The 15,878-nt window shown below is 43.1% G+C and carries 14 protein-coding genes, 1 tRNA gene and 1 rRNA gene; 10 read left to right on the top strand and 6 right to left on the bottom strand.

From position 1 onward, the window contains the following. Nucleotides 1-1,164, bottom strand: a complete 1,164-nt coding sequence (locus V6M43_RS02940) for a trans-sulfuration enzyme family protein (protein WP_332732541.1) — start codon at nucleotides 1,162-1,164, stop codon at nucleotides 1-3. Nucleotides 1,165-1,199: 35 nt separating this feature from the next. Beyond that, nucleotides 1,200-1,628 carry an OsmC family protein gene (locus V6M43_RS02935; protein WP_332732540.1) on the bottom strand — a complete coding sequence of 143 codons (429 nt, stop codon included), beginning with the start codon at nucleotides 1,626-1,628 and terminating at the stop codon, nucleotides 1,200-1,202. A 64-nt stretch (nucleotides 1,629-1,692) separates the two neighbouring features. Here V6M43_RS02935 and metX point away from each other — a divergent pair, with 64 nt between their 5' ends. After that, nucleotides 1,693-2,712, top strand: a complete 1,020-nt coding sequence (gene metX, locus V6M43_RS02930; RefSeq protein ID WP_332732539.1) for a homoserine O-acetyltransferase MetX — start codon at nucleotides 1,693-1,695, stop codon at nucleotides 2,710-2,712. 8 nt (nucleotides 2,713-2,720) lie between these two features. On the opposite strand, the gene V6M43_RS02925 is transcribed toward metX, so the two are convergent. Both V6M43_RS02925 and V6M43_RS02920 read right to left on the bottom strand, forming a co-directional pair. Next, the gene (locus tag V6M43_RS02925) at nucleotides 2,721-3,416 is read right to left on the bottom strand and encodes a LytR/AlgR family response regulator transcription factor (RefSeq protein WP_332732538.1); all 696 of its coding nucleotides are present in this window, start codon (nucleotides 3,414-3,416) and stop codon (nucleotides 2,721-2,723) included. Nucleotides 3,417-3,422: 6 nt separating this feature from the next. Further along, nucleotides 3,423-3,815 carry a hypothetical protein gene (locus V6M43_RS02920; protein ID WP_332732537.1) on the bottom strand — a complete coding sequence of 131 codons (393 nt, stop codon included), beginning with the start codon at nucleotides 3,813-3,815 and terminating at the stop codon, nucleotides 3,423-3,425. Nucleotides 3,816-3,889: 74 nt separating this feature from the next. Here V6M43_RS02920 and V6M43_RS02915 point away from each other — a divergent pair, with 74 nt between their 5' ends. After that, on the top strand, nucleotides 3,890-6,037 hold the full coding sequence (locus V6M43_RS02915; protein WP_332732536.1) for an ATP-binding protein: 2,148 nt from the start codon (nucleotides 3,890-3,892) through the stop codon (nucleotides 6,035-6,037). A 34-nt stretch (nucleotides 6,038-6,071) separates the two neighbouring features. Here V6M43_RS02915 and V6M43_RS02910 read toward each other — a convergent pair. Continuing rightward, nucleotides 6,072-6,143: transfer RNA gene (locus V6M43_RS02910), tRNA-Glu, on the bottom strand. Nucleotides 6,144-6,276: 133 nt separating this feature from the next. On the opposite strand from V6M43_RS02910, the gene gap reads away from it, so the two are divergent. From gap to V6M43_RS02885, 5 genes are all read left to right on the top strand, one after another. Continuing rightward, the gene (gene gap, locus V6M43_RS02905) at nucleotides 6,277-7,290 is read left to right on the top strand and encodes a type I glyceraldehyde-3-phosphate dehydrogenase (protein WP_332732535.1); all 1,014 of its coding nucleotides are present in this window, start codon (nucleotides 6,277-6,279) and stop codon (nucleotides 7,288-7,290) included. A gap of 54 nt (nucleotides 7,291-7,344) precedes the next feature. Further along, entirely contained in the window at nucleotides 7,345-8,541 is a 1,197-nt protein-coding gene (locus tag V6M43_RS02900; protein ID WP_332732534.1) for a phosphoglycerate kinase, read from the top strand. 99 nt (nucleotides 8,542-8,640) lie between these two features. Continuing rightward, the gene (locus V6M43_RS02895) at nucleotides 8,641-9,231 is read left to right on the top strand and encodes a LemA family protein (RefSeq protein ID WP_332732533.1); all 591 of its coding nucleotides are present in this window, start codon (nucleotides 8,641-8,643) and stop codon (nucleotides 9,229-9,231) included. Between the two features lie 9 nt (nucleotides 9,232-9,240). After that, complete coding sequence (locus tag V6M43_RS02890; RefSeq protein WP_039135030.1) at nucleotides 9,241-9,702, top strand: TPM domain-containing protein; 462 nt, start codon at nucleotides 9,241-9,243, stop codon at nucleotides 9,700-9,702. 19 nt (nucleotides 9,703-9,721) lie between these two features. Then, nucleotides 9,722-10,513, top strand: coding sequence for a TPM domain-containing protein (locus V6M43_RS02885; protein ID WP_332732532.1), 792 nt, complete (start codon nucleotides 9,722-9,724; stop codon nucleotides 10,511-10,513). Between the two features lie 184 nt (nucleotides 10,514-10,697). Here V6M43_RS02885 and V6M43_RS02880 read toward each other — a convergent pair whose 3' ends face one another. Beyond that, nucleotides 10,698-13,187, bottom strand: coding sequence for a M1 family metallopeptidase (locus V6M43_RS02880; protein WP_332732531.1), 2,490 nt, complete (start codon nucleotides 13,185-13,187; stop codon nucleotides 10,698-10,700). A 113-nt stretch (nucleotides 13,188-13,300) separates the two neighbouring features. Between V6M43_RS02880 and V6M43_RS02875 the strand changes: the two genes are divergently transcribed. The 3 genes from V6M43_RS02875 to V6M43_RS02865 form a co-directional block, all read left to right on the top strand. Next, nucleotides 13,301-14,011 (top strand): hypothetical protein, encoded by a 711-nt coding sequence (locus V6M43_RS02875; protein WP_332732530.1) that lies wholly within the window; start codon nucleotides 13,301-13,303, stop codon nucleotides 14,009-14,011. Between the two features lie 15 nt (nucleotides 14,012-14,026). Continuing rightward, nucleotides 14,027-14,776, top strand: a complete 750-nt coding sequence (truA, locus tag V6M43_RS02870) for a tRNA pseudouridine(38-40) synthase TruA (protein WP_332732529.1) — start codon at nucleotides 14,027-14,029, stop codon at nucleotides 14,774-14,776. 692 nt (nucleotides 14,777-15,468) lie between these two features. After that, nucleotides 15,469-15,878: ribosomal RNA gene (locus V6M43_RS02865) — 16S ribosomal RNA — on the top strand; the annotation flags it as partial.

Raw genomic sequence — 15,878 nt, 5'->3', positions numbered from 1 at the left:
TCAGGCCTTCTCCAGGCCATTCAGAATATCTGCCAGAATATCATCACGGTTTTCAAGTCCGGCAGATATTCTAATTAGTCCGGCACTGATGCCCACCGCTATTCTTTCAGCTTCTGAAAGCTTGGCATGTGTAGTACTGGCCGGATGGGATGCAATGCTTCGGGTATCACCCAGATTAGCTGAGAGGGAAAGCATCTGGAGTGCATTAAGAAAATTCCTTCCGCTCTCAATTCCGCCTTTGAGTTCAAAGCATACGATGCCACCGCCATTCTTCATTTGTTTTTTAGCGATAGCATGATGCGGATGTGATGCGAGCTCCGGATATTTCACCCAACTAAGCTTTGGATGACCCTCAAGCTTTTCAGCGATATATAATGCATTGGATGCATGCCTTTCCATTCTCACTTCCAGGGTTTCGAGACTCTTACTTAATATCCATGCATTAAATGGAGAAAGGGAAGGGCCTGTGCTTCTGCAGAACATATAAACTTCCTTAATAAGTTCTTTATTGCCAAGTACTATCCCACCAAGCACTCTGCCTTGTCCGTCGAGCCATTTTGTTGCAGAATGGATAACAAGATCAGCACCAAAATCACCAGGGCGTTGTGCGATGGGCGTAGCAAAACAGTTGTCAACATTTAACAGTAATCCATGTTTTTTTGCCAGTCGGCTTACAGCCTCAAGGTCGATCACTTCCAGTGCCGGATTGGTGGGTGTTTCAATATAGATCATCCGGGTTGCCGGGGTAATTTCTTTTTCCCAGGAATCTATATCACTGGCATCAACATAACTATAACTGATGCCATATTTCGGGAGGTATTTGGTTATGACAGTATGTGTGCTACCAAATATACTTCTGCAACTCAGCAAATGATCTCCCTGTTTGAGGAAGGTCATGAAAGATGCAAATATGGCGCTCATGCCGGAAGAAGTGGCGAAGCCAGCTTCCATGCCTTCAAGCACGCACATCCTGTCTACGAATTCCTTGACATTAGGATTGCTGAATCTGCTGTAAATATTATCCTCGGTTTCATCCGCGAATGCAGCCCTCATTTCTTCCGCGTTATCAAAACAAAAGCTGCTGGTCAGGAACATGGGTTGAGAATGTTCCATTTCACCCGTTCTTTCTATTTGAGTGCGAATCGCTTTTGATATTGGATGCATCTTATGTTTTATTATAATGGTTCTTACTTTCCGCTTTAGTTACCTGCTTCAAGCCTTACTTCCCAGCTAATTTCACAACCACCACGGCGCAGGGTTTCCGCCACGGAACAATATTTTTCCATGGATAACTGGGCAGCGCGCTTAGCCTTGTCCTCATCAATATTTCCTGCCATTGTAAACACGATACGAGCCGATTTCCACAAAGAAGGCTCCACACCTGATTCCCTTTCAGCTTCTATATGCATAGAAAACTGAGTTAGTTCCTGTCTTTGTTTCTTCAGGATACTCACTACATCAATACCACTGCAGCCTCCCAGGCCCATCAGCAATAACTGCATAGGCCTAACACCATAATTGGTTCCTCCGGTTTCTGGACTGGTATCTATCCTGACAACATGTCCGTTTGCATCTGATGCTTCAAAACCAAAATCTCCATTTTGCCTGATAATGTCTATGATAACCATTTTAAAAAGGTATTTTTTTCAATTAAGACACAAAGGTAACGGTGGGAGCGTTTATTTTGCAGTCATGCTTCATCGTTTTATTTCACAGGAGCCGTTTGAACTTGAAAACGGAATTGTTTTACCCTCATTGGAGATCGCATATCACACCTATGGTGAGAAAAATGTAGACGGTACCAATGTTGTTTGGGTATGCCATGCTCTAACAGCCAATGCAGAAGTAATGGCCTGGTGGCCTGGTGTTGTAGATGATGCAGCTGCAATTGATCCGGCGAAACATTTCATAGTGTGTGCTAATATTCTTGGTTCCTGCTATGGAAGTAGTGGTCCTCTTTCTAATGATCCACATACTGGCGAGCCTTACTATGCGGATTTCCCCCAGGTTACCATCAGGGATATGGTGAAAGCGCATATTCTATTGAGAAAGCATCTGGAAATAGATTCAATTGCCTTATGTATGGGGGGAAGTATGGGCGGCTACCAGGCAATTGAATGGGCCTTAATGGAGCCTGAAATAATTGGAAGGATTTTTTTGATAGCAACTTCAGCAACAGAAAGTGCATGGGGGATAGCCATCCATGAGGCCCAGCGATTGGCAATTGAAGCAGACGGTAGCTGGAAAGAAAAGCACCCATCTGCAGGTGCAAAAGGATTAAAAGCGGCGCGTGCAATAGGTATGCTCACTTACCGGAATTATACTGCTATGGTAAGGCAGCAGCAGGATATGGATTCAGAAAAGATAGATAATTACCGGGCTGCTTCCTATATAAGTTACCAGGGCGATAAACTGGTAAAACGATTTAATGCCCAATCTTACTGGTTACTTACAAAAAGTATGGATAGTCATCATATTGCAAGAAGGAGAGGAGGTGATGTGGTAAAAGTGCTCCAGGCAATCACGCAGCCAACCCTGATCATTGGCATAACCAGTGATCTGCTATGTCCCCTTGAGGAACAGCAGCGAATGGCTGCATCCATTCCCGGAGCAACATTTATTGGAATAGATTCAATGTATGGCCATGATGGTTTCCTTGTTGAATGGAAGCAGGTGAGCCAGCATCTGGCAGAATGGATGGTAAGGTCTTAATTATAGATTTACTGTAAAACCTTGATATGTTTTTTCACTTTAGCCTTGTTTGCTTTGCTAACAGGTATAAGGTGCCCTTCAATACTTGCATTGTTATCACGGAAATCATTGAGCTTGCACATATTCACAATATAAGAACGGTGAACCTGGCAGAAAATATCCGGATCAATCTGGGAGAGAAGTTTTTTCATACTATTATGGGTAATATACTTTTTGTCTTTAGTTACAAAGCGTACATAATCACCCATACTTTCCATATAAAGTATCTCCGAAGTTTTTAGTCTTATTACCTGTCCGTTACATTTGATGAAAATATCTTCTTCTCCTTTCTTTTTCTCTTTAACGTTGGCGGTAATGGTTATTACTTTCTCCACTGCATCCAGGAAACGTTGGTACGTATAAGGTTTTTTAAGGTAATCGCATACATTATATTCAAATGCCGTGAAGGCATGGCTGGTATGAGCCGTGGTCATAATCACCTGTGGTTGCATGTTGATCTGGTCAAGCAAGTCAAAGCCACTGGGTCCGGGCATTTCCACATCCAGGAAAACAAGGTCAACAACATTTTGCTGAAGAAATTCAGCAGCTAATACTGCATCAGGAAAATGATGCAATACATTGACGATTCCCGAGCGAACGCAGAATTTTTTTAGTATCTCAGCCGACATTGGCTGGTCTTCAACTATTATCGCTTTTATATTCATGGCTTTCTAATGCAGGTGGTTCTTTAATCGGTTTGCTTCCATCTCAAGGAGGTCGAGGCCAATCTCCATCTGTTTAATGAGGCGATGATAGCTTTCCTTCAGGTTCTCCCGGTCAGGTTTCCTGCAGCAGAAATCTTCAAACACCTGTACATGCTGTTGCCAGTAGTGGAGCCCCGAAAAGCCCCACAAAGGTTTTATACGGTGAAACCGCTGCCTTAAACTTTCTGCATCACCACGTTCCGCAAAGGGCTTGCTTAGATGTATCTCATTGATGATCTGCTCGTGGGCAGTCATAAAAATTTCAGCAATGGCATTAAGGTCGTTGTCATGAACCTCCAAAAGGTAGGCGCTGTCAAAGACCGCGCTGAAATCGAAGGTTTCGGTTTTCATCACAGGCATAGGATACAATTTTGGACATTGGTCAGCGTTATACTTTCGTCCTGAAAAATCAAAAAGAAAATGGCGCTGTCCAGATGAAAACGAAAAACCTTTACGCAATAGTATTTCCAGCCATAAGAATTTGGGACCAGTTGGCCGCAGATCTTTACGAAAGACAGCGTAAGGCAGGTGTTACACCACTTAAATCGCTCACGGAGATCGGGATAGGTGTTACCGCATTGAACGTAATCCTGAGTCAATGGGTGAACCAGTTTGGCAGCGCTTTCATATTCCTGCTTTCCTGCACAGCTCTTGTTATTGCATATGTCCTGCGCTTGTATAACCGTGAGAATCAGGCCAAATGGCTCGTGATCGGAACGTTTAATGCTACTTTATGTTTTGCCTGTTACTTCGCCGGACTTAAGACCGGCACTTACTTGTATTATTTCCCGGTAATTTTTGCGATGGTCTTTTTGATAGATAGTAAGATCAACCAGGAACTACTTATCATTGAAGCTATCACGATGACATTTCTCGGTGTTACATTCCTGTTTTCACCCTATGAAATACAAAGTGCAGATGCGGGTTCTGATAGCTTCCATTATTTCTTCAGAACAAACCTCTCGCTCTCATTAATTTTTACGGGCATTGTTGGCTATTCAATTTTAAAAACGCTTGGTGTAAAAGAGGAAGAAATGCGCAGTGAGAAAGCCTTTTCAGATACCATTTTCAATACTTCCCTCGATGCCAGTTTTATTATCGGACTGGATGATGAGTTGGTTGTTGATTGTAATGAGCGTGTGCTTGAATTGTTCGGTTATGGGAAGAAGGACGCGGTACTTGATCGATCCGTTGAATCCCTCCTTGGAAGGCCCGCTCTGGAAATTGTAAGAACCTTCAGACAGGGGAATACTTCACAGATAATGCCCTGGGTTGGCAATATGGAATTTGAACAGTTGAATGGCGTTCCGGTATATGCCCATACCAATATCGTTGGGTTTAATCACCAGGGCAAGCGATTTGTAAAGATGAGCATACTTGATATTACACAGATCAGGATAGCTGAAGTGGAGACCCTTAAAGCCAAGGAGAAAGCAGAACGCGCGGCCATGGTCAAATCAAGGTTCCTGTCTAATATGAGCCATGAATTGAGGACACCGTTAAATGCAATAATAGGAACAACAAATCTTCTGCTAGATGAAGATATCAGTGAAGATAAAAGACCAATGCTGGATGTTTTAAAGCATTCATCTGAACACATGCTTGAACTGGTAAATGATGTGCTCGACTATAGTAAACTAGAAGCGGATAAAATGGAACTTGAAAAGCTCCCTTTTATTTTACAGGCAGCACTAAAAAAATTGCACGGAATATTCCTGCCCGCTTACCAGGCAAAACAGCTTCAGTTCAGGCTTGAAGAAGATATACCACCCGGAATAATGGTTGTAGGAGATGAATTGCGTTTAACACAGATACTCAATAATCTTTTATCTAATGCTTTGAAATTTACAGAGAAGGGGCATGTGGTATTATCAGTGAAGGCTATGAACCAAACAAGGGATGCGATGAGCATTCAGTTTTCATTGTCAGATACAGGAATTGGGATCCAGAAGGAAAAATTGCATAGGATCTTTGACAAATTCTACCAGACAGATGCTATGACCACAAGGAAATATGGGGGTTCCGGCCTTGGCCTGGCGATCAGCAAATATCTTGTATCGCTGATGGGAGGAACCTTGCAGGTAGAAAGTACACCTAAGAAAGGAAGTTGTTTTTCTTTTATTATACAGCTACCCATTATTGCCAGTAAACAAGCTACAGAGGCCGTCATAAAAGATGGTATTAATAATCATCTGGAGGGGGTTAAAATCCTGATTGCGGAAGATAATTCTGTGAATATGATGGTAGTGAAGAAATTCCTGCAGAAATGGGGTGTGGAGGTAACAGAAGCAATTAACGGATTGGAAGCGCTGGATGCACTCAGAAGACAACCCTTTGATCTTTTGTTGGTTGACCTTGAAATGCCTTTGGTTGATGGCGCAGGAGTAGTAGCGGTATCCAGAAAAGAGTATCCGGGAACACCTGTAATTGCATTTACCGCCGCGGTATATGATAACATGATTGAAGACCTGCACCAAAAAGGCTTTTCTGATTTCCTCCCCAAACCTTTTAGACCCGATGATCTTAAAGATAAGATCGTTAAGCTATTAGCACGGTCCGGAAAAGGGAAAGCAAGATCATAAAATGACGAAAGCCTCACTCAGTGAGGCTTTTTAGTAGCGCGTACGGGAATCGAACCCGTCATTCTTCCGTGAAAGGGAAGCGTCTTAACCGATTGACCAACGCGCCATTTCCCGTTTGGGAGTGCAAAGATAGGGAGCGGGACATATTCACCAAAAATATTTTCTTAAATTTTTATTGGCTTTACACAAACTGTAACTTAGCGCCTCATTAATTAAAATCAAATCTCAAACTTGAAATTATGAGCACTGTAAAAGTTGCCATTAACGGTTTCGGTAGGATCGGAAGACTGGTATATCGCCAGATCTATAATATGGAAGGTATTGACGTTGTTGCAATAAATGATCTGACTTCTCCAAAAGTACTTGCACACCTGTTGAAGTATGATAGCGCTCAGGGTCGCTTTGATGCTGAAGTAAATGCCACTGATGATGCCATTGTTGTAAATGGTGACCAGGTTAAAATATATGCTCAGAAGGATCCCTCACAGATACCCTGGGGCAGTCACGGCGTAGATGTTGTAATTGAAAGTACTGGTTTCTTTGCCGACAAAGATAAGGCTGCTGCTCACCTGAAGGCAGGTGCCAAGCGTGTGGTGATTTCTGCACCAGCAACCGGAGATCTTAAAACAGTTGTTTTCAATGTAAACCATAATATCCTCGATGGTTCTGAAGAAATAATTTCCTGTGCATCCTGTACAACCAATTGCCTTGCGCCAATGGCAAAGGTTCTTCAGGATAGCTATGGCATTGTTGTAGGCAGCATGACAACTGTGCATGCGTATACAAATGACCAGAACACACTGGATGCTCCACATGCAAAGGGAGACCTTCGCCGTGCACGTGCTGCTGCTGCCAATATAGTTCCTAACAGTACGGGTGCAGCAAAAGCCATTGGACTTGTTCTTCCGGAACTTAAAGGAAAGCTTGATGGTGGAGCACAACGCATTCCCGTAATCACCGGTTCCCTCACTGAGCTTACTTCAGTATTGGCAAAGAAGGTAACCGTTGAAGAAGTAAATGCAGCAATGAAAGCCGCAAGCAATGAAAGCTTCGGTTATACTGAAGATGAGATCGTAAGCAGTGATATCATCGGTATATCTTACGGTTCATTATTTGATGCAACACAAACCAAAGTTGTAACAGTAGGTGATCAGCAACTGGTGAAAACCGTGAGCTGGTATGATAATGAGATGAGCTATGTTAGCCAGCTTGTTCGCACTGTGAAATTCTTTGCAGGACTTATATCCAAATAGATACGGAAAGCGGGTTATGCCCGCTTTTATTTTTTCCCCGCTTAACCAACTACTATGAGCAAATTCAGTCAATATGATTTTGCGGGTCAGAAAGCATTGATCCGTGTTGATTTTAATGTACCCCTTAATGATAAATATGAGATCACGGATGATACACGCATGCGTGCTGCCATCCCCACTATTGAGAAGATCCTGAAGGATGGTGGTAAAGTCATTTTGATGAGTCATCTGGGAAGACCTAAAGATGGGCCAACCGAAAAATATTCACTAAAACATATTGTTCCGCACCTCACGGAATTGTTGGGTGGTGCTAAAGTGCATTTTGCTTCTGATTGTATTGGCGCAACAGCACATGATGCAGTGAATACATTGCAGAATGGAGAAGTGCTGTTACTTGAAAATCTTCGATTTTATAAGGAGGAGGAAAAAGGGAATGAAGAATTTGCCGGAAAGCTCGCTGAACTCGGAGATGTATATATAAATGATGCATTTGGAACAGCCCATCGCGCGCACGCCTCAACTGCTATCATTGCAAAATTCTTTGATGCTGATAAAAAAATGTTCGGGTTGGTGATGGAAGGAGAGGTGAGCAGTGCTGAAAAAGTGTTGCACGGGGCGGAAAATCCTTTCACAGCAATCATTGGTGGAGCAAAAGTGTCTGACAAGATTCTCATTATAGAAAATCTGCTTGAGAGAGCTACTGATATTATCATTGGTGGTGGTATGGCGTATACATTTATGAAGGCTCAGGGTGGAAAAATCGGAAATTCCCTCTGCGAAGAAGACAGGTTGGAGATGGCTAATGAGTTACTAGCAAAAGCAGCAGCCAAAGGGGTTAATATACATCTGCCATCCGACTCCATTATTGCCGATGCCTTTAGTGAATCAGCGAATGTCTCCGTTTCCCCAAGTAATGCGATCCCGGATGGCTGGTTAGGACTCGATATTGGTCCCGCTGCCAGTAATCAATTCGCTAACGTAATAAGGCATTCGAGGACCATTCTTTGGAATGGACCTATGGGCGTATTTGAGATGGCCAAATTCCAGGCAGGAACAAAAGCAATTGCCGATGCTGTTGCCGATGCTACACAAAATGGCGCTTTCTCACTTGTAGGGGGAGGAGATTCGGTAGCAGCGGTTAACCAGTTCGGTTATACTGATAAGGTAAGTTATGTATCTACGGGTGGCGGTGCAATGCTTGAATACTTTGAAGGGAAGGAACTTCCAGGTATAGCTGCGGTCAAAGCCTGATAATTCCTGAATATTTATTTTGCGGGCCATCCAACCAGGTGGCCCGCTTTTTTTGTCTACTATGTTGTACATTTAAAATCTCAACTAAATCTTTCTGCAATGAATTCTAAAAATCTTATCATCATCATTATTGTAGGTGCCATCCTTTTGCTGGGTGGATGCGGCTGCTCCAGGTACAACTCTATGGTTCAGCAGGATGAAAATGTAAAAAATAAGTGGAACAATGTTCAGAGTGATTACCAACGGAGGTCAGACCTTATTCCAAACCTGGTGAAAACGGTACAAGGTGCTGCAAACTTTGAGCAGGAAACATTGACCAAGGTGATAGAAGCACGTTCTAAAGCTACATCCGTTCAGATCGATCCAACAAATATAACTCCGGAAAAACTCGCAGAATATCAACAAGCGCAAGCAGGTGTAAGTTCTGCATTGGGCAGGTTGCTGGCAGTGGTAGAAAATTATCCCGATTTAAAGGCCAACCAGAATTTCCGTGACCTCCAGGCACAGTTGGAAGGAACCGAGAACCGTATAAAAGTTTCGCGTAATGATTTTAATGCTGCGGTACAACAGTATAACGGTACGGTAAGAACTTTCCCTAATAATTTGTTTGCGGGTATGTTTGGCTTTAAGGTAAGGGAAGGCTTCCAGGCTGATCCCGGCGCTGAAAGAGCTCCACAAGTACAATTCTAAAAACGAATAATGGCATTTTTCTCCTTCAGGAAAGGATCCCGGTTCTTCACACATGATGAGGCTTCAAAGATCGTTCAGGCCATCCGTGAGGCAGAAGTCAAAACAAGTGGGGAGATCCGGGTCTTTATTGAGAGTCGCTGCAAGTATGTAAATCCAGTAGACAGGGCTGCAGAATTATTCTGGAGTTTGCAAATGGATCATACACAAGACCGCAATGGTGTGCTTGTATATGTGGCGTCAAAAGATCACCAGGTTGCTCTTTGGGGTGATGATGGAATACATAAGATTGCCGGGCCTGACTTCTGGACGAACGAAGTGGTTCAGCTTACAGATCATTTTCACCACAATGCATATGCCGAGGGCATTCTACTTGTCATAAATGACATAGGTGAATTATTACAGAAACATTTCCCTTACAAAGCAACTACTGATAAAAATGAATTGCCGGACGATATTATTTTCGGGCACTAAGGGCAAGCAGCTGAATATTATGAAGAGATCACTCCTTTTACTCTTACTGCTTATTGTGCTACTGCCATTGGCAGCGCAGCGCACTCTGCCAAAACCGGTACCGGCAAAATTGGTAAATGATGCTGCGGGATTGCTGACACCCGACCAGGTGGCTTCTCTGGAAGCCAAGCTTGTGGCATACGACGATTCAACCTCCAACCAGATAGCAGTTGTAACAGTTCCAACACTCAATGGACTGGAGCCTGTGGATTATGCTACAGAGCTTGGCCGCGATTGGGGTGTAGGGGGTAAGGAATTCAATAATGGAATCATTATTCTCATCTCTACAGGTCAGGGAGAAGGAGAAAGCCGGAAAGTTTTTATTGCGACAGGATATGGTCTGGAAGGTGCAGTTCCGGATATCACCGCTAAACAGATTGTAGAAACAGATATGGTGCCTAATCTACAGGCTGGTAATTATTACCGGGCCATAGATGAGGCAACTTCCTCTTTGATCAGGGCTGCAGCGGGAGAATATAAGGCGCCTGAAGGCTACGGAAAAAGGGGAAAGAAAGATGGATTTCCAGTTGGTCTTATAATAATGATCGTCATTCTTGTAATATTCCTATCCAGTAGAGGCGGGGGTGGAAGAGGGGGTGGAGGAATGATGAGCAGAAGAGGTTACAGAGGATGGAATAGCGGACCTCCAATCATATTTCTTCCTGGTGGCGGGGGTGGCGGCGGCTGGGGAGGCGGCGGTGGCGGAGGCGGTGGCTTTGGCGGGTTTGGTGGCGGCGGGTTTGGTGGCGGCGGCGCCGGAGGTAGTTGGTAATAAGAAACATATATTAAATAGGAATGCCACCAATTTGGTGGCATTCTATCTTTCATCAGTTTAAATACGGTTCATCTAATACTTAAGGCAGGCTTTAGAAGGCTCATACAAATAGATTGGTCGCCTCCTGGTCGCCTCTTTATCGCCTCTTTATCCCCACCCGGTCGCCATAAGCTGCAATTTCTTAAAATGCTTTTTTCTCACTCACACGCCTGGCTTTAATATATTCTACCAGTTCTGTATTATTCTCTTTTTGCTTTGCAACCTGGATGCTTTGAAGGATCATATCATTTATGTAGGGATCCAACTGGTTCCGGTATGCTTGTGGAATAGCTTCTCTGAACTCCACAAGGTTATCGACACCCTTTTTTACTTTCTCGGAAGATTTAATGGAAGCGATTAACTGAGCATAGGGCTGAAGTAATTCAAATTTGGTTTGAGTAAGTGACATCGAAGAAAAAGCTTTGCTGATAGATTCAAACGATTCTTCAATACCATTCTTGGCCGAAACAAGTGTTACCGCTGTAACTAGCGCGCCTTTAATGGGTTTGCCTGCCAATTTGCGGGCCGCTTCAATTGACGCCGCATTATCTACCACCATCAGGCTCTCAAGTGATGCTCCTGCTACACTATATGAAGAATCCTGGATACCTTTAAGAAAAACTGGCGTATAAGCGGCATTGTTGTAACTGCCCAGCAATTCAATCGCTTTTGCTTTTACGATTTTCTTAGTATCATTCTCTGCAATGCCTGCGATTATTCTTTCTGCGGCTGTTCTTACTGCAGGCTTTTTCATGTCTAATTTGGTAAGGGTCAAAGTTCTTAGTCCATGGTAAGGGTCCTTTGCTGCTTGCAGTAGCAGAGACAATGCTTTGGGGTCATCCTGTTTGGTGGCGGCAAACTCGATTGCCTCTCGTCGATCCATATAATTGCCAGCATGTGTATACTGGTAAATAAATTGCTCAAGAGTTTTAGCATCTTGTTTTTCAGCAAGTAATATTTTATCTCCATCAACATTTACCAGGTCGGGTCTTTGTTGAAATGAAAATCGGAAACTGTCTATCTTATTGGAGGCTACTACATGATGCCTTGTTTTTTTCCCGCCCTCGTAAATGTCAATTGCAAAAGGAAGTCGAAACGATTTATCTCCACCCTGTGTTTGCTCTACAATAACATCAACCGTTTTTGTAGCATCATCATAAACATAATTGATCTTCAATTTCGGATGTCCGGCATTGAAATACCACTGATTGAAAAACCAGTTAAGGTCGCGACCGCTCACCTCTTCAAATGCCAATCGAAGGTGATGCGCTTCTGCAGCTTTGAATTTGTTTGCAGTCAGGTATCTGTTCATACCCTTAAAAAATGCACTATCACCCAGGTGATTCCTAAGCATATTCAGGATTCTTCCGCCTTTCTGGTAGCTGACAGCGTCAAACATATCTTCCTTATCATGATAATGAAACCTGGCCAGGTGTTTTTCTGCATTTGCGGTATTGGCCAGATAGCCTTGCATACCGGAATAATTTGTGGCAGCACCAGCGTCTTTGCCATATTTGTATTCATTCCAAAGTGTTTCACTATAATCAGCAAATGATTCATTAAGGGTGAGATTGCTCCAGCTTTCTGCGGTAACATAATCTCCAAACCAGTGATGGAAAAGCTCATGGGCAATTACGTCTTCCCACCTGTTTTCGTCAAGTAATTCACGCGCGTCCTGTTGGGCACTTTCCTGGTGAAGGGTAGCTGTGGTATTTTCCATGGCTCCACTTACATAATCTCTACCCACGATCTGTGCATATTTGACCCATGGATAATCAATGCCCGTAATTTTACTGAAATAGGCCATCATTTCCGGTGTATTACCGAAAATTTTGCGTGCCACGGGAGCATATTCTTTCTCAACATAATAACTAACTTCCTTGCCTTTGTAGTTATCCTTAACCACGGCATAATCACCTACACCCATAAAGAACAGGTAAGGTGCATGTGGGAGTTCCATTTTCCAATGGTCGGTTCGGGTCCCATCACTATTAGGTTTGGAACTAATCATTTTACCATTACTCAATGTCACATACTTCGCCGGAACGGTCATCAGAATCTCTTGTGTGGTTTTCTGTCCGGGGCGGTCGATAGTGGGGCACCAAACAGATGTTGCTTCGGTTTCGCCCTGGGTCCAGATTTGTGTGGGTTTGGTTTTATCTTCTCCTTTAGGATTAATAAAATACAAACCTTTTGCATCGGTTATCGCAGCGCTTCCTTTGACTTTAAGTTCATCTGGTTTTGCGATATAATCTATATGAACAGTGTATGATTCACCTCCCTTATAGGTTTTATTCAACTTAATACGAAGCTCTGTTCCATCATATTCATATTTAAGGGGTGAGTTAGCTGAGCCTTTAACAAGTGCAACCTTTTTTATTTCCATCCCCTTTGCATCTAGTGTCAGGGAATCTGTTGAGTAGAAATGTGGTTTCAGCGTTATAAACGCCTTTCCATACATCCAGGATTTTGAATAGTCGAACCGCGCTTCCAATTTTGTGTGAACAAGGTCATTGATCTGGGTAGGGGTTTCACGATAGGGTGATTGCTCAGTTGGATGTTCTTCGGGAACCTGGGCAAATCCGGCTAAAATTGATAACAAACAAACTAAGCTGAGGATTCCTTTTTTCATATGTGTATTTTGACCGGGTAAATTTATCGGATACAAGTCATCATTATTCATAAAAAAGTATGAAAGGTTCGGAAAGGCTGGTTTCTGTAGATTTGTTGACTAAACATCAGGGGTTGAAAAGCGTTCTTCTAACAGGATTTATATTGTTTGGTAGTATGGCCGGGGTTTTGGCCCAGGGTTCTTCGGGTTATATCCTTATCCAGACAGAGCCTTCTCAGCCCTTTTATGTACGAACTGCTGACAGCTTATATCATTCGGCGGAAGGTAATTACCTGGTGCTGGCACCTTTAAGGGGGATTAAAGATGTAAGTATTGGGATGCATGGTGAACAAGCTCCACTTGCAGTTTTCACCGTCGCGGACAGCTCCATGGAAGCAGGATTAGTATTAAGAAATATGGGAGAAGAGGGGTGGAGATTATTGAACTGGCAAACCAATGAGATGATAAAAATCAGGCGGCCTGGGAGGGAAGAATCTGAAATGGGTCAAATGCAGCGACGATCTGATGCTTTTGCTATTCGTTTAGCCCAGGCTGTGAATGACGAGGCCATCTTATATTACCGTAGGGCAATGGTATTAAAGCCAATTGTAAAGAATATTCCCATTTATGAATCAGACCAAAGAAAGGAAGAGAAAATTGAGGTTGAACAACAAAAGACTACAGAAACCTTCAGGCAAGAAAAGGGCACTGTGGCTGGTATTAAAATAACACCGGTGCGCAGGCTGGAAATGATCCGTACATCTGCTGGCCTTAAAATAACCTATGAGGTACAGGAACCGGGAGGCAAGGATATCGTTATAATTGAGATACCGAAGGAATCCTGATTATACATTCGCATTATGAACAGGTATTTCATAGAAGTCAGTTACAGGGGCACCAGATATTCAGGATTTCAGGTCCAGGAAAATGCACATACAGTACAGGCTGAGTTACAAAAGGCCATGGAGCTTGTGTTCAGAAAGGCATTTGTATTAACAGGATCTTCCCGAACAGATGCAGGTGTTCATGCCCTGCAGAACTATTTTCATTTTGATGAAGAATCTGATTTACAGCAGAAGCAGGTATATAATCTGAATGCGGTGTTACCCAATGATCTGGCTGTGAAGCGATTAATCACAATGAATACGGATGCGCATAGCCGTTTTGATGCTATTAGCAGGGAGTATCGTTATCACTTATATACTAGAAAGGATCCCTTCCTTTATGACCGGGCATATTTTTTTCCATATAAAATAGATGTTGAGGCAATGCAGACTGCAGCCGGTATACTGCAGGAATACAGTGATTTCACCAGTTTCAGCAAACGTAACACACAGGTAAAGACGTTTATTTGTGCGCTCTATGAGAGCCGATGGGAGCAGACAACTGAGGGATACTGTTATTATGTAAAAGGCAATCGTTTTCTAAGGGGGATGGTGAGAGGACTAACCGCCACTATGCTTAAAGTGGGTCGGGGGCGTCTTGATTTAAAAGGGTTCCGCAGCATTATAGAAGGTCGGGATTGTACACTAGCGCAATTTGCAGTGCCCGCCCATGGGCTATTTCTGGAAAAGGTGAATTACCCGGAAGGGTATTTTGCGGAAATCTAGGCTGTGGTGAATATTATCAACAAAAATATATCTTGGCTATAACCCTTGGTGGGTATGGGTTAGGGTTTTTTAACAATCACCGTTAGTATAAATTATTTGGAGATAATTCATTCCTGATTATCTTTGCGCCCCGCATTTGAAGTAAACAGGTGCGACAGTTCTTCGAAAAGTTGGCAGAAAAAATCTTCAAAAAAAGATTTGGTGGTTTACAAAAAACACTGCTACCTTTGCACCCCGCTACGGAATAAAAGCGGTTAGTTCTTCGAAATAAAGCAGGTTAATTTTTCAGTAATCAGAGGGTGATTTCGGGCACATAATATGCTGGAAATTACAGGTAGATTAAGGGCCTGAAGTTTAGACAAACAGGTGGTGAAAAGACTGAAAAAAAACTTGCAAAAAAGTTTGGTTCGAAATGATGAAATCACTTACCTTTGCAACCCGAACGACGGGAAAGAAATTGTGAGATAAGTTATTGAGGGTTAAGGATTTGAAGAGATTGAACCGGGCGAAAAAATAGAGAGAAAGTTAGTAATAATATTCTTTAAGATCTTTGAAAGTTTGGAAGCAACAGTACCGAGAGACATCGCGAGATGTTTGATAGGTAAGGTTAGTTTAGCGTAAGAAAAAAACGACAATTTTAGTTAATTCACTTTTTTTAAGAGTAGAATTTAGCTAGAGGTCAAACAACATTTACAATGGAGAGTTTGATCCTGGCTCAGGATGAACGCTAGCGGCAGGCTTAATACATGCAAGTCGAGGGGCAGCACAGGGTAGCAATACCTGGGTGGCGACCGGCAAACGGGTGCGGAACACGTACAGAACCTTCCTTCGAGCGGGGAATAGCCCAGAGAAATTTGGATTAATACCCCATAGTATAATGGTGTGGCATCACATTATTATTAAAGATTTATCACTTGAAGATGGCTGTGCGTATGATTAGGTAGTTGGCGGGGTAACGGCCCACCAAGCCTACGATCATTAACTGGTGTGAGAGCACGACCAGTCACACGGGCACTGAGACACGGGCCCGACTCCTACGGGAGGCAGCAGTAAGGAATATTGGTCAATGGACGCAAGTCTGAACCAGCCATGCCGCGTGGAG

The organism is Flavihumibacter sp., assembly GCF_036676075.1.
Lineage (GTDB): Bacteria > Bacteroidota > Bacteroidia > Chitinophagales > Chitinophagaceae > Flavihumibacter.
Note: the sequence above shows the minus strand (reverse complement) of the source record. Positions and strands in the feature narration are given on the sequence as shown.